Consider the following 13,154-nt stretch of genomic DNA (forward strand, 5'->3'; position numbering starts at 1 on the left):
TTGGTTCCTTCCATCCGGACCACCAGGGGGATGGTCAAAGGCCTCTCCCGGAGCGCATCTACGATTCCCTGGGCATAGCTGTCGCAGCGCGTAATGCCCCCGAACATGTTGATAAAAATTCCTTTGACCTTGGGGTCCGAACGAAGGAGGCCGAAGGCGTTCCGGATTACGTCCTTGGTCGCTCCGGCCCCGGCATCCAGAAAGTTAGCCGGGGCACCTCCATAATATTTCAGAAGGTCCAGCGTAGCCATCCCCAGCCCGGCCCCGTTAACAATGCAACCGATATTTCCGGAGAGGTTGATAAAATTCAAATTCAAGCGGGACGCCTCCACATCCCGGGGATCTTCCTGTTCAATATCCCGCAGGGCCAGGAGCTCAGGATGGCGGTAGAGGGCATCGTCATCGATGTTTATCTTGGCATCCAGAGCAACCAGATCCCCCCGCGCAGTCAGAACCAGGGGGTTGATCTCAGTTAGGGAACAATCGCAATCCAGGAATGTCCGACACAGGGCGAAGGCGACGGCCGCACCCTTCCCGATCATGCCTCCCTGCAACCCCATGTCGATGGTCAGCTTTCGGCCCTGGAAATAGGTAAACCCGCACCCCGAATCCACCGCCACCTTCTGGATCTTTTCCGGAGACCTGGCTCGGACCTCTTCAATCTCTATCCCGCCTTCGGAACATCCCATCACCACTACTTTCCCCTGCTTGCGGTCGATGGTCACTCCCAGATAAAGCTCCTGCATGATGGGAAGAAACTCTTCTACCAGAACCCGGCTAACTGGTTTTCCCTGTGGCCCGGTCTGGGGAGTTACCAGTCTCATTCCAAACATGGTTCGGGCAATCTCCCGGACTTCCGTAGGATTCTTGGCTTTCCGGATTCCTCCCACTTTCCCCCTCCCGCCAGCATGGACCTGAGCCTTCACCACAAAGGGCCCAGGGCCAATCCCCTGGGCTGCCGCCTCGGCGTCTCGGAGGTCAAAGGCCACTTGGCCATTCGGAATCTTGATCCCGTGGCGAGCGAGAATCTCTTTGGCCTGGTACTCGTGAATGTTCATGACCTTCCCGCAATATAAATTTATTAGGACACAGATTTTCGCAGATAAACCCTGATAAATATTTTCTTTTATATTTATCCTGAAAATCTGTGTTTACCCTGTTAGATAGTAAACATCTAACAGGGTGAATCTGTGTCCAATAAGGAAATTCCCATACAATCCAGTTAATATTTTTCGCTGATGACTTTTTTCTTCAGCTCGCCGATGGCCCATGTGGGGTTCAGGGACTTGGGACAGATGGTACAATTGAATATGGTATGGCAGCGCCAGAGCCCATGGCGGCTGTTCAGAATCGGCAAGCGCTCCCCCATCCCTTCATCCCGGGAATCAAAAACAAACCGGTAGGCTGCCAGCAGGGCGGCCGGCCCCAAAAAGTTCGGATTTGCCCAGTAGGAGGGGCACGACGAGGTGCAGGCTCCACAGAGAATGCACTCGTAAGAGCCATCAATCTTCTTCCGATCTTCGATGCTCTGGTAGCGTTCTTTATCCGTGGGGGACGTACCGGCGATAAAATAGGGCTTGACCGCTTCATATTTCTTGTAGAAATCCTCCATATCCACGGCCAGGTCTTTAATCACCGGATAGTGCCTCAGGGGCTCCACTTCTACGGTCCCCCCCCCGAGAGCTTTTACCTGCGTCTCACAGGCCAGGCGGTTTAACCCGTTGATCGTCATGGCGCAGGAGCCGCAGATCCCGTGCCGACAGGAGCGGCGAAAGGTTAGGCTGCCGTCCAGCTTCCATTTGATCTCGTTCAAAACATCCAGGACGGTCATCCCTTCCTGCACGTCAACCTGGTAGGTTTTATAATAAGGATTTTTGTCCTCATCAGGGTTGTACCGGAAAATTTTAAAGGTCTGCATCATTTTTTCGCTCCTTAGAATTTTCTTTCCTGCGGCTGGAAGCGAGTCACCACCACCGGTTTATAATCCAGCTTTATTCCGGAGTCTGTCTTCCAGGCGAGGGTATGCTTCATCCAGCTGCCATCATCCCGTTTGGGGAAGTCCGTCCGATAATGGGCTCCCCGACTCTCGGTCCGGGCCAGTCCACCGACAACAATAGTTTCGACGAAGTCGAGCATGTTGCCGAGTTCGATAACATCGAGAAGCTCGGTATTGAACCTTTGCCCTTTGTAACCCACCTCGACTTCTTTATATCGTCCCTGCAGGGATTTAATGATCTCCAGCTGCTTCTTCAAAAGTTTCTCCTCGCGGAAAACCCCGCAATTGACCATCATGGTCTGCTGCAGTTCGTCCCGGATGGCTGCCGGGCTTTCTTTCCCCTTCGCTGCCAGCAAGCCTTCCACTTTGGTCCTTCCTCTTTCCAGGGCGTCCTTAGGAAGAGTGTTTTTCTCCGCCCCCTCGCCGATGAACCTAGCCATGGCCCGGCCAGTCCTTCTTCCATAAACCGCACAGTCCATGGTGGAGTTACAGCCCAGGCGATTTGCCCCGTGGACCGAAACACAAGCACCTTCCCCGGCCGCGTAGAAACCAGTTACCGGCGTATTCTTGGCGTCCATCACCACGCGCCCATTCACGTCTGTCGGGATCCCACCCATGGCGTAATGGGAAGTGGGAAGGATGGGGACAAAATCGGTTACGGCGTCAATGCCGGAGAATTTCAGAATGAGCTCATGAATCTGGGGAAGTTTCTCCATGATGGCCTGCCGTCCCAGGTGCCGCAGGTCCAGGTGGACGTACCCTTTTCCCCCGATTCCCCGCCCTTCATTGATCTCCGTCTGAATCGACCGGGAGACTACATCCCGGGGAGAAAGCTCCATTTTCGCTGGGGCATATTTCTCCAGGAAGCGCTTGCCTTCATGATTGACCAGGTATCCCCCTTCTCCCCGAGCTCCCTCCGTGACCAGAACTCCGGAAGGATAAAGCCCGGTGGGGTGGAACTGGACAAACTCCATATCCTCCAGCGGAAGGCCCGCCTGCAAGACGATAGACATCCCGTCTCCGGTATTGGAGAGAGCGTTGGTGTTCACTTTCCAGGCCCGGGCATACCCCCCAGTGGCAAACATTACAGCCTTGGCGTGAAAGATGTGCAACCCCCCCTTCCGCATATCCCAGGCCACCACACCGGAGCATACATTATTTTCCATCAGGAGGGCGAGGACAAAGTACTCCGTATAGAAACGCACATCCTTCTTCACGCATTGTTCATAGAGGGTATGGAGCATGGCATGGCCGGTGCGGTCCGCTGCATAGCAAGCTCTGCGGACAGGCCCTTTGCCGAGATTGCTGTAATGCCCACCGAATTCCCGTTGGGCAATCTTTCCTTCGCCGGTTCGACTAAAAGGACAGCCCATATGTTCCAGCTCATAAGCCACTTCTACGGCTTCCCGGACTAAAATTTCCTGGGCATCCTGATCGCCGAGATAGTCCCCCCCCCTCACCGTGTCATAAAGGTGCCATTCCCAACTATCTTCTTCCATGTTTCCCAGAGGAGCTGCCGTTCCCCCCTGAGCAGAGATAGAATGAGAGCGGGTTGGAAAAACCTTGGATAGAACCGCCGTATCTACAGAGCGGCTGGCTTCTAAAGCGGCGTAGAGGCCGGCAATGCCCGCGCCAACGATCACTACATCATGTTCATGGACCATTCAATCCTCCAATTTCTCAACGCATTTTCGCCACAGAGAACACAAAGAAGTTAAAAATATTAAATCCAAAATCTAAATTGCCAAATCCCAAACTTCTTTTGTCAAAATCCGCTTGGGTTTTTGCATATTTATTGGTTCAGGAATTGGTGTTTATTTTTAAATTTTTTCTCTGAGTCCTCTGTGTTCTCTGTGGCAAATTATTTGCCTTAAGTCCCAAAAGGCACTAAGGTAACAAATCCCAGGATAAAGAAAACCAGGCCGACCACCCAGGCTAATCCGTACAGGGAAATCCGGATCCAATGCGTTCGAACGTAATCCTCTACCATCAGCCAAAAACCCATCAGGATGTGGTAGAGGAGAAGAACAACAAAAGCGAAATGGAAAACCTTCCAGGAAGGGCTCCCCAGGTCCACCAGAGAAGCGCCAAAATGGACCGCCCCCAAATGGATAACTAGAATGATGGCGATGAGAATTCCGGAAATTCTCTGGAAAAGCCAGTGGAAAGAACCATTACCATTCGATGTTTGATAGGCCATTTTTTGCCTCCTCTTATAGAGCCGTTAGGGTGGCCACGTAGACCACCACCCCGATCACCATCATCACCCAGAAAAGCTTCTTGTGGTAGAGGGCTCCGTTGCCGAAATCCACGATCAGTTCCCGCACTCCATTGAGCGCATGGTAGATCAAAAATGCCAGAAGGATGATTACCACCGGTTTGGCGTTTAGAAAGTCTCTCAATCCTTCTAATCCGCCATACTTCATGCCGAATTGGCCCAGAATGTGGAGCAGGAGGTAAATGCCCACAGCTGCACCGGTGATGCGGTGGATAAGCCAGGCTGTAGCTCCTGTTTGCCAACGATAACGCATCGCTTTTCTCCTTTTAAAAAAATTGATTAGGACGCAGATTATCGCAGATGCCCGCAGAAAAAGATTTCCTCATAGAAAATTTCAAAGCCAGAAAACAAAATTCAGAACAAAAAATGTACCAACTTTTTTAATTCTTTATTCTGCCTTCGATTTCAATCCTGCGGATCTGCGTTTATTTGCGTCCCAAATGGTTTTCAACGGGCGTATTGCTGCATGCCCTGCTGGTACAGGTCGTTTCCTTGGGTATCATTGACTACGATCACCGGAAAATCCACGACTTCCAGCCGGTTAATGGCCTCCGGGCCGAGGTCTTCGTAAGCCACCACTTGGGCTTTTTTGATAGCCTTGGCTAAAAGCGCTCCCGCGCCCCCGGTAGCCGCAAAATAGACCGCTTTGTATTTTTTCATGGCTTCCACGACCTCTTTTTTGCGCATGCCTTTTCCGATCATCCCTTTCAGACCGATTTCCATCAGCTTGGGCGAATAGGCATCCATACGCCCGCTGGTCGTCGGGCCGGCCGAACCAATGGCCTGTCCGGGCTTCGCGGGTGCTGGCCCTACGTAATAGATGATCTGCCCTTTCAGGTCGACGGGAAGGGGTTTCCCTTCCTTCAGGAGATCGAACAACCGTTTGTGGGCGGCGTCTCTTCCCGTATAGATCACCCCAGTGAGCAGGACCTTATCTCCGGCTTGCAATTTTTCTACATCCGCGTCGGCCAGGGGAGTTTTCAGTCGAATCGGTTGGCTCATTCTTTCACCTCCTCCCTCAAATTACGGCTTCTTTATGCCGGTGGGCGTGGCAGTTAATGTTTACGGCCATGGGGAAGCTGGCGATGTGGCAGGGGATCATCTCCACGTGTACCGCCAGGGCGGTAATCCTTCCGCCCAGGCCCTGGGGCCCGATACCCAGGTTATTGACCCGGGTCAGAAGCTCTTCTTCCATCGCCGCTAACTGCGGGTCCGGGTTCTTCTGCCCCAGAGGCCGGAGAAGGGCTTTTTTAGCGGTGAGGGCGCATTCTTCAAAGGTTCCCCCCACGCCCACTCCCACGACGATTGGAGGGCAAGGGTTGGAGCCGGCCTGTTTGACCCACTCGACCACCCGGTTCTTGACCCCCTCGATTCCATCCGAGGGGCTGAGCATGTTCACCATGGACATGTTCTCGCTCCCTCCCCCTTTGGGAGCCACGGTGATCTTGATCTTTTCCCCGGGAACCATTTCCAGGTGGATGATGGCCGGAGTGTTATCCTTGGTGTTGGTCCGGGCGAAGGGATGACAGGAGGATTTTCGAAGATACCCGTCTTTATACCCCTGTCTCACTCCTTCATTTATTGCCGCATTGAAGTCGCCCCCGACGATGTGGACCTCCTGGCCGAGTTCTACGAAGAGGACGGCCAGGCCGGTATCCTGACAGATGGGCACCTGTTCTTCGCGGGCGATGCGCGCATTTTCCTTGAGCTGCTGGAAGACCTCTTTCCCCACGGGGGACTCTTCTTTCTTTTCCCCCTCGTCCAGCGCCTTCAGAACATCTTCTCCCAGGTAGAGGTTGGAATCTATGCAGAGTTTCCTCACCACTTCGGTAATCTGCTTGGCATTGATCTCTCTCATCAGATCCTCCTTCAAAAATCGACAGGAAGGCTCCGGGGACTCGACCCGATCAAAATCCCTCGGGTCGAGTCCCCGGCCGTTGTTTTTCTTTATTCTTTATACGCGGGAATGATCCCCTTCTCCATCAGGACCTGGGTCTCCATTCGGGCCCGGCGGATCGTGTCCGAGGCCTTCTGGTAGAGCTGCTCTTTGCTCAATTTGATCCGGGCCACTTTCTGCTCGATGGCCTTGAGCGCCACGGCCACGGCCTGTCGGGGGAAGACTTCCCACTCATCCATGGTGGGGAGCAAATAATCTTCCTTGAGACCTTTGTCTTCGGCGCACCGGGCGAGTTCCCGGGCTGACTCGATGCACATCTCATCAGTGATGGTCGTAGCCATGACGTCCAGGGTGCCCCGGAAAATGGCCGGGAAGCACAGGGAATTGTTCACCTGGTTGGGGAAATCAGAACGGCCAGTGGCAACCACTTTAGCCCCTGCTTCCTTGGCTTCCCACGGGTAGATCTCGGGGATGGGGTTGGCGCAAGCAAAGACAATGGAATCTTTGGCCATCTTTTTGATCCACTCCTTCTTGATTACATCCGGGCCGGGCTTGGCCAGGGCGATGACAGCATCTGCCCCTTCCATGGCTTCCGCAATTCCTCCCTTCCTCTGCTCAGCATTGGTGATCTGGCAGAAGTGCCACTTTTCCTTGAAATCCTTCTGCAGTTCCGTCCGGCCCTTGTGCAGCGTTCCTTTGGAGTCGACCATGATCATTTTAGCCGGGTCCACTCCGGCTGCCACCAGGATTCGGGCGGTGGCGATGTTCGCTGCTCCCGAACCAATCTGGGTAATGTGCGCTTTATCTATTTTCTTGCCAACGATCTTCAAGGCGTTGATCAATCCGGCCAAGGTTACAGCGGCCGTTCCCTGCTGGTCATCGTGCCAGACCGGAATCTTAGATTCCTTGCGCAAAGTGTCCAGGATGTAGAAGCACTTGGGCTGGGAAAAATCCTCCAGGTTAATTCCCCCAAAGCAAGGAGAGATCAACTTTACGGTTTTAATGATCTCATCGGGGTCTTTGGTATCCAGGCAGATGGGCCAGGCATCGACTCCGCCGAGGTATTTGAACAGGATGGCCTTCCCCTCCATGACGGGAATGGCCGCTTCCGGACCGATATCCCCTAATCCCAAAACCCGCGTTCCATCGGAAACTACCGCCACCATGTTGGCTTTATTGGTATGCTCGAAGACCTTCTCCGGATGAGCCTCGATGTCCCGGCAGGCTGCTGCCACACCCGGGGTGTACCAGATGGCAAAATCGTCGAAGGTGCGCACCGCACATTTCAAGGCTGACGCGAGTTTTCCCTTATAAAAGGGATGCATCTTCAATGCGTCGGCCGAGGGTTTCTTGGATTTTTCCAACAGTTGTTCTTTGGTCAGCATCTTTTTCCTCCTTCTTTTTTTTACTGCAAGTTGATGGTTATAGTTGTTCGTTTTGCGTTTTGCATTTTGCATTTCCACTTTCTCTTTACCGCTCACTCAACTCCAAAAGTACGCCGTTGGTTGATTTCGGATGGATGAAGGCGATCTTGGCTCCCCCCGCTCCTCGCCGGGGTTTTTCGTCAATCAATCTTACTCCCTTTTCTTTCAGTTCTTTCAAGGCTTCTTCGATATTATCCACTCGCAAGGCAATATGCTGAATGCCTTCGCCGCGGCTCTCGATAAACTTGGCAATCGCACCCTCGGGGCTTGTGGATTCAAGAATCTCCAATTCACTCTCCCCCACCGGCAAAAAAGCGGTGGTAGCTTTTTGTTCTTCCACCGTTTCCCTTCCGGCTATCGGCAATCCCAGAATTGAGCTCCAGAAAGGGGCTACCTGATCAATGGACTTGGCGGCAATTCCAATATGATCGATCTTCAATATTTTCATCCCTTTCCTCCTCCCTAACTAAGGCTCAAGGTACCTAACGCCTTTCTTCTTCTGCCTTACGCCTTGTGCCTTATTCCTTGAGCCGTTCCTCTTTTTTCTTTCACCTTTGGCCCATTGTCTATCGCCTTATCTCTTCACATTCTCCTGGACAAACTTCACGATCACATCCGTTGGGGTTCCCGGGCCGAAAATCTCGCTAATTCCTAAGACCTTTAAGCCCGGCACATCCTCCTCCGGAATTACCCCGCCTCCCAAAACCAATAGATCTTGTATCCCTTTTTCTCGTAACAGCTCCATTACCCGGGGGAACAGATAATCATGGGCCCCGGATAAAATGCTCATCAGGAGCGCATCCACGTCTTCCTGCACGACGGCGGCAACAATCCGCTCTGGTGTCTGCCGCAAACCTGTATAAATCACTTCCATTCCTGCATCCCGGAGTGCCCGGGCAATCACTTTGGCCCCGCGGTCATGCCCATCCAGACCCGGTTTGGCCACCAAAACCCTCAACTTCCTCTCCGCCATCCATCACCTCCATTCCGCTATCCAACTCACCCGACTATTCATTAAACCCAATTTTGGACGCAGATTTTCGCAGATAAACGCAGAAATTTCTGTAAATTGAAAAATGCCAATTACAAAATTTTAAAAATTTTTCGATTTATATTTGATGGTTTCGTAAAAAGTCTCGTTCTTGTCATTGTGATCCCGCTAGGCGGGATGCCTTCGCGGGACGACGAAGCAACGACTCTTTCCTGACTTTTTACGAAGCCATCATATTTAGCTTTTTGTTTTTCCCTTTAGTTCTTCGGATATAAAATCCGGTAAATCTGCGTTTATCTGCGTCCCAAAATTTTCGTTCGTTAAACCTTCACCACCGGTTCATACTCCCCGAAGACTTCCCGCAGAACATCACAAATTTCTCCCAGGGTGCAATAAGCCCGAACACAGTTTAAAATCGGGAACATCAAATTCCCGTCTCCCCGCGCAACATTCTTCAATTCATCCAGGGAAGCTTTCACCGGTTGGGGATCCCGCGAGGTTCGAAGCTGGGTAAGTCGTTGTACCTGCATTTCCCGGACTTTGGGGTCTATTTTCAACAAACCTTTGGGCGGCGGTTCTTTAGATTGAAATTTATTCACCCCCACGATCACCCGGTCCCCGGCCTCGATTTCTTTTTGATACCGGTAGGCGCTTTCCTGGATCTCCTGCTGAATGTACCCTTTTTCCACGGCGGCTACGGATCCGCCCATCTGGTCAATTTTGGCAATGTATTCGCCAGCCTTTTTTTCGATCTCGTTGGTCAGTTTTTCGACATAGAAGGAACCGCCGAGGGGATCGGCCGTGTCGGCAGCCCCTGACTCGTAAGCAATCAGTTGTTGGGTGCGCAAGGCAATTTGCACGGACTGCTCGGAAGGCAGAGCTAAGGCTTCATCCATTGAGTTGGTGTGTAAAGATTGAGTTCCTCCCAGAACTGCGGCCAGCGCCTGCCAGGCGACTCGAATGATATTGTTGTGAGGCTGCTGAGCGGTCAAGGTACACCCGGCCGTCTGGGTGTGGAAGCGCAGCATCCAGGAGCGCGGGTTTTTCGCCTGAAAGCGTTCTTTCATGATTTTGGCCCAGAGCCGGCGAGCCGCCCGATACTTGGCCACTTCTTCCAGAAAATCCAGGTGGGCGTTGAAAAAGAAAGAGATCCTCGGCCCGAATACATCCACATCCAATCCGGCCCGGATGGCTGCCTCCACATAGGCAATGCCATTGGCCAAAGTAAAAGCCACCTCCTGCACGACCGTACAACCTGCCTCCCGCATATGGTACCCGCTGATGCTGATGGTGTTCCAGTTCGGAACTTCCTTGGCACAATACCCGAAAGTGTTGGTGATGATGCGCATCGATGGTTGTGGGGGAAAGATATACGTTCCCCGGGAAGAATATTCTTTGAGAATATCGTTCTGAATGGTTCCGTTGAGTTTTTCCGGTGTGATCCCCTGTTTTTCAGCCACCACGATGTACATGGCCAGAAGGATGGCCGCCGGAGAGTTGATGGTCATGGAAGTGGATACTTTATCCAGGGGGATCTGACGGAAAAGAACTTCCACGTCTTGCACCGAATCGATGGCTACCCCCACTTTGCCCACCTCCCCCTGGGCAAGAGGATGATCGGAATCATAGCCGATCTGGGTGGGTAAATCGAAGGCTACGGAAAGCCCCGTCTGACCATGGTCCAAAAGGTAGCGGTAACGCTGGTTCGTATCCTCGGCTGTGCCAAATCCAGCATATTGGCGCATCGTCCAGAACCGGCTCCGGTACATTGTAGGTTGGACGCCGCGGGTATAAGGGTATTCTCCCGGGAGGTTAAGATCCTGTTGGTAATCCAGTTCGGCGACATCCTCTGGAGAAAAAACTCTTTTTACGGGAATCCCCGAAGTGGTTTGGAAATCTTTCTTCCTTTCGGGGTTCTTGTCCAAGGACTTTTCCACTCGGTCATTCCACTTTTTGACTTTATTCCTTATATCCTCAACCTTCTTCGGGTCAAACATTATCTCAACTCCTTTTAAGGAAAGACTTAAGGCTCATAGCGTAAGGCGTAAGGTAAGAAGCAAGTGATAATATCTGGATGCGTTGACGCGTTAACGCCAATACGCATTTGCCATTTCTAATTGTTTTCCTTACGCCCTACACTCGACCCCCTACACCCTTTTTTTATGACTTTTGGCTTATGGCGGGTGTTTTTATCTCCTCTTCCCCCTCTGTCTTGGCCAAGTCCTCGAACTTGATGTCCAGACCACAAACCCCAACGATTTGATCTTCTTTATCCCGTATGGGCCCGGAAACAGTCAGGCACAGCCGGCCGGTGATCTTGGAAGTATAAAGTTCACTGACATGGACCCGGCCATCCTTCAACGGCTCAATGAACCAGGAGCGATCAGAATAGTCCTCATGTAAACCTACCATTTCATACTTGGCCTTGTCCACTACCTGAGTTATGTTTTTGGTGATCTTCCGTCCTTCCAGGTCGGTAACGTAAGCAAATTGGATAAAGGGATGATCGGAAACAAGCTTTTTCAGCATGGGTTCGACCAGCTTGGGATTCATGGTCTTCATCTCTTTGGCTTCAATGATTTCCTCGATCAAATGAGCGGCCATCTCATGGGCCCGGGACTTGATCCGGTCGAAGTCGGAGACGAAGTACTCGGGCAGATGCTTGCGGGCTTGCCGTTCCATCTCTCCATGGGAAATGCTGGTTACTCTGCCCTCGTTGTATTGTTCCATGACCCACTTGTAAATTTTGGCCACGCCGGGATGGCGTTTGTCCACCCGTTTGTCGCCCGTGAGAGCTAAATGGATGTTCACCCAGTGGGCTATGCCGGCCAAACCAGATTTATCCGTAATGATGATGGAAAGTGGCCGCTTGAGAATCTTTTCCGTGTCGAAGATGTTGTAAATTTCTTCGCTCTTGATCATGCCATCGATGTGGATGCCCGCGCCGGTAGCGTTGAAATCCATCCCCACCAGCGGATAGTTTAAAGGAAGGTTGACCCCGATTTCCCTCTCGGCATACTGGGCAATCTCGGTTATCACCGTGGTGTCAATCCCGTTTGTATTCCCCCTAAGGCCGATGTATTCGATGATCAACCCTTCCAGGGGGGTATTCCCGGTCCGCTCCCCGAAACCGAGGATGGCCCCATTAGCCGCGGCGCAGCCGTAAAGCCAGGCTGTGGTGGCATTGATCAAAACCTTGTGAAAATCATTATGCCCGTGCCATTCCAAAAGCTCGCCCGGAACGCCGGCGTCGTCGATCATGGCCCGCACCAGCTTATCTATTGCCCTGGGCAAGGCAGCCCCGGGATAGGTCACACCGTACCCCAAGGTATCGCAGAGGCGAATCTTTACGGGTATCCCGCTCTCTTCCCGGAGCTTCATCAAGGCCTGGGCAAAGGGTACGCAGAACCCGTAGATGTCGGCCCGGGTTACGTCTTCGAAATGGCAGCGGGGAATAATTCCAGCCTCCAGAGCTGCCCGGACTACATCCAGATATTCCTCGAAGACCTGCTTTCGCTTTTTTCCCAGCTTTAAGAAGATATGATAATCGGAGACGGAGGTGAGAATCCCGGTCTCTTTCAACTCCATTTCCTTGACTAATTTTAAGTCTTTCTTGTTGGCCCGCACCCATCCGGTCACCTCGGGATATCGATACCCTTTCTCCAGGCATTTCCTCACGGCTTCCTTATCACGCTCGCTGTACAGGAAAAATTCAGCCTGGCGGACAACACCGCTGGGTCCGCTTAACTTGTGGAGAAGGTCGAAAAGGTCGACGATTTGCTTCACCGTGAAGGGAGGGCGAGCTTGTTGCCCATCCCGGAAAGTAGTGTCGGTAATCAGGAGTTCCTTGGCCGGGGAAATGGGAATGATCTTATGGTCGAAGTCAATCCGGCAGACCTCATCATAAGGGAAAACATCACGCTGCAGGTTAGGCTCGGGTATGTCCTGCAAGGTATACTGCCAAAACCTGGTGTGTTCGTGACTCAGAACTCTGCGCTCGTTATCCCACTTGGCCATAGCCTTGCTCCCTCGGAGGATATTTTTTCTTCTTTGGATATTCTCTGGATGACTTCGCGAATCTGGGTTTGTACCAAAAATTCAATGATTTCATTCTGACTGTAGACCGGTTTCAAAATCCAGCGGCGTAAAACCCCGAAGACGCCACTGAAGACTAAGAAATTCGCTTCCAAAAAAGAAGCAAAAGGACCTTCCCCTAATTCGTTTAGAATCTTGCGGAAGTGTTCGACAATCTCAGATTCTTTCCGCAGGATGATTTTAAGGTAATTCTTCTTCACATACCGGGCCTGGGTATAAGAAAGCATCACCTGGTCTTCCAGCTCCATGGCTGCTTCCAGAAAGGCCCGGTAGGTGATTTCCAGCCGCAGGAGGGGGTCGGAGATCTGGGAAGCGCGCGACCTTACCTTTTCGAAAAAGGTAGTAACGTAATTTTCGAAAAAAAGGTAGAGAATGTCATCTTTGGAGTTGACGTAGTCGTAAATACTCCCCAGACCGATTTTGGCTTCCCGGGCGATCTCCCGCACCGTGGCCTTGTGATACCCTTTTTTCTT

General features: G+C 52.1%; 13 protein-coding genes. All 13 read right to left on the reverse strand.

What is annotated here, in order from left to right:
* A partial coding sequence (gene sucC, locus Q7V48_06665; GenBank protein MDO9210416.1) for an ADP-forming succinate--CoA ligase subunit beta occupies positions 1–1,058 on the reverse strand: 1,058 nt, incomplete at its 3' end.
* A 164-nt stretch (positions 1,059–1,222) separates the two neighbouring features.
* Complete coding sequence (locus Q7V48_06670; protein ID MDO9210417.1) at positions 1,223–1,921, reverse strand: succinate dehydrogenase iron-sulfur subunit; 699 nt, start codon at positions 1,919–1,921, stop codon at positions 1,223–1,225.
* Between the two features lie 11 nt (positions 1,922–1,932).
* Positions 1,933–3,660 carry a succinate dehydrogenase flavoprotein subunit gene (sdhA, locus tag Q7V48_06675; protein MDO9210418.1) on the reverse strand — a complete coding sequence of 576 codons (1,728 nt, stop codon included), beginning with the start codon at positions 3,658–3,660 and terminating at the stop codon, positions 1,933–1,935.
* A 206-nt stretch (positions 3,661–3,866) separates the two neighbouring features.
* Entirely contained in the window at positions 3,867–4,196 is a 330-nt protein-coding gene (locus Q7V48_06680) for a hypothetical protein (protein ID MDO9210419.1), read from the reverse strand.
* A gap of 13 nt (positions 4,197–4,209) precedes the next feature.
* Positions 4,210–4,527, reverse strand: a complete 318-nt coding sequence (sdhC, locus tag Q7V48_06685; protein MDO9210420.1) for a succinate dehydrogenase, cytochrome b556 subunit — start codon at positions 4,525–4,527, stop codon at positions 4,210–4,212.
* A gap of 194 nt (positions 4,528–4,721) precedes the next feature.
* The gene (locus Q7V48_06690) at positions 4,722–5,276 is read right to left on the reverse strand and encodes a Fe-S-containing hydro-lyase (protein MDO9210421.1); all 555 of its coding nucleotides are present in this window, start codon (positions 5,274–5,276) and stop codon (positions 4,722–4,724) included.
* A 16-nt stretch (positions 5,277–5,292) separates the two neighbouring features.
* Positions 5,293–6,132 carry a fumarate hydratase gene (locus tag Q7V48_06695; protein ID MDO9210422.1) on the reverse strand — a complete coding sequence of 280 codons (840 nt, stop codon included), beginning with the start codon at positions 6,130–6,132 and terminating at the stop codon, positions 5,293–5,295.
* A gap of 89 nt (positions 6,133–6,221) precedes the next feature.
* A complete protein-coding gene (locus Q7V48_06700; GenBank protein MDO9210423.1) occupies positions 6,222–7,556 on the reverse strand; it encodes an NADP-dependent malic enzyme in 1,335 nt (444 codons plus the stop codon).
* 85 nt (positions 7,557–7,641) lie between these two features.
* On the reverse strand, positions 7,642–8,043 hold the full coding sequence (gene mce, locus Q7V48_06705) for a methylmalonyl-CoA epimerase (protein MDO9210424.1): 402 nt from the start codon (positions 8,041–8,043) through the stop codon (positions 7,642–7,644).
* A 126-nt stretch (positions 8,044–8,169) separates the two neighbouring features.
* Positions 8,170–8,568 carry a cobalamin B12-binding domain-containing protein gene (locus Q7V48_06710; protein MDO9210425.1) on the reverse strand — a complete coding sequence of 133 codons (399 nt, stop codon included), beginning with the start codon at positions 8,566–8,568 and terminating at the stop codon, positions 8,170–8,172.
* A 338-nt stretch (positions 8,569–8,906) separates the two neighbouring features.
* Complete coding sequence (locus tag Q7V48_06715) at positions 8,907–10,583, reverse strand: methylmalonyl-CoA mutase family protein (GenBank protein MDO9210426.1); 1,677 nt, start codon at positions 10,581–10,583, stop codon at positions 8,907–8,909.
* Positions 10,584–10,746: 163 nt separating this feature from the next.
* On the reverse strand, positions 10,747–12,603 hold the full coding sequence (locus Q7V48_06720) for a histone-lysine N-methyltransferase (protein ID MDO9210427.1): 1,857 nt from the start codon (positions 12,601–12,603) through the stop codon (positions 10,747–10,749).
* On the reverse strand, positions 12,570–13,154 hold a 585-nt coding region (locus tag Q7V48_06725; protein MDO9210428.1), incomplete at its 5' end, for a TetR/AcrR family transcriptional regulator. The genes Q7V48_06725 and Q7V48_06720, both read right to left, overlap by 34 nt.

The organism is Deltaproteobacteria bacterium (genome assembly GCA_030654105.1).
Taxonomy (GTDB): Bacteria; Desulfobacterota; SM23-61; order SM23-61; family SM23-61; genus JAHJQK01.

What these genes read in the sequence shown, in the direction of transcription:
- Q7V48_06670 (MDO9210417.1), bottom strand. Translation starts at nt 1,921, where the DNA reads ATGATGCAGACCTTTAAAATTTTCCGGTACAACCCTGATGAGGACAAA.
- sdhA (MDO9210418.1), bottom strand. Translation starts at nt 3,660, where the DNA reads ATGGTCCATGAACATGATGTAGTGATCGTTGGCGCGGGCATTGCCGGC.
- Q7V48_06680 (MDO9210419.1), bottom strand. Translation starts at nt 4,196, where the DNA reads ATGGCCTATCAAACATCGAATGGTAATGGTTCTTTCCACTGGCTTTTC.
- sdhC (MDO9210420.1), bottom strand. Translation starts at nt 4,527, where the DNA reads ATGCGTTATCGTTGGCAAACAGGAGCTACAGCCTGGCTTATCCACCGC.
- Q7V48_06690 (MDO9210421.1), bottom strand. Translation starts at nt 5,276, where the DNA reads ATGAGCCAACCGATTCGACTGAAAACTCCCCTGGCCGACGCGGATGTA.
- Q7V48_06695 (MDO9210422.1), bottom strand. Translation starts at nt 6,132, where the DNA reads ATGAGAGAGATCAATGCCAAGCAGATTACCGAAGTGGTGAGGAAACTC.
- Q7V48_06700 (MDO9210423.1), bottom strand. Translation starts at nt 7,556, where the DNA reads ATGCTGACCAAAGAACAACTGTTGGAAAAATCCAAGAAACCCTCGGCC.
- mce (MDO9210424.1), bottom strand. Translation starts at nt 8,043, where the DNA reads ATGAAAATATTGAAGATCGATCATATTGGAATTGCCGCCAAGTCCATT.
- Q7V48_06710 (MDO9210425.1), bottom strand. Translation starts at nt 8,568, where the DNA reads ATGGCGGAGAGGAAGTTGAGGGTTTTGGTGGCCAAACCGGGTCTGGAT.
- Q7V48_06715 (MDO9210426.1), bottom strand. Translation starts at nt 10,583, where the DNA reads ATGTTTGACCCGAAGAAGGTTGAGGATATAAGGAATAAAGTCAAAAAG.
- Q7V48_06720 (MDO9210427.1), bottom strand. Translation starts at nt 12,603, where the DNA reads ATGGCCAAGTGGGATAACGAGCGCAGAGTTCTGAGTCACGAACACACC.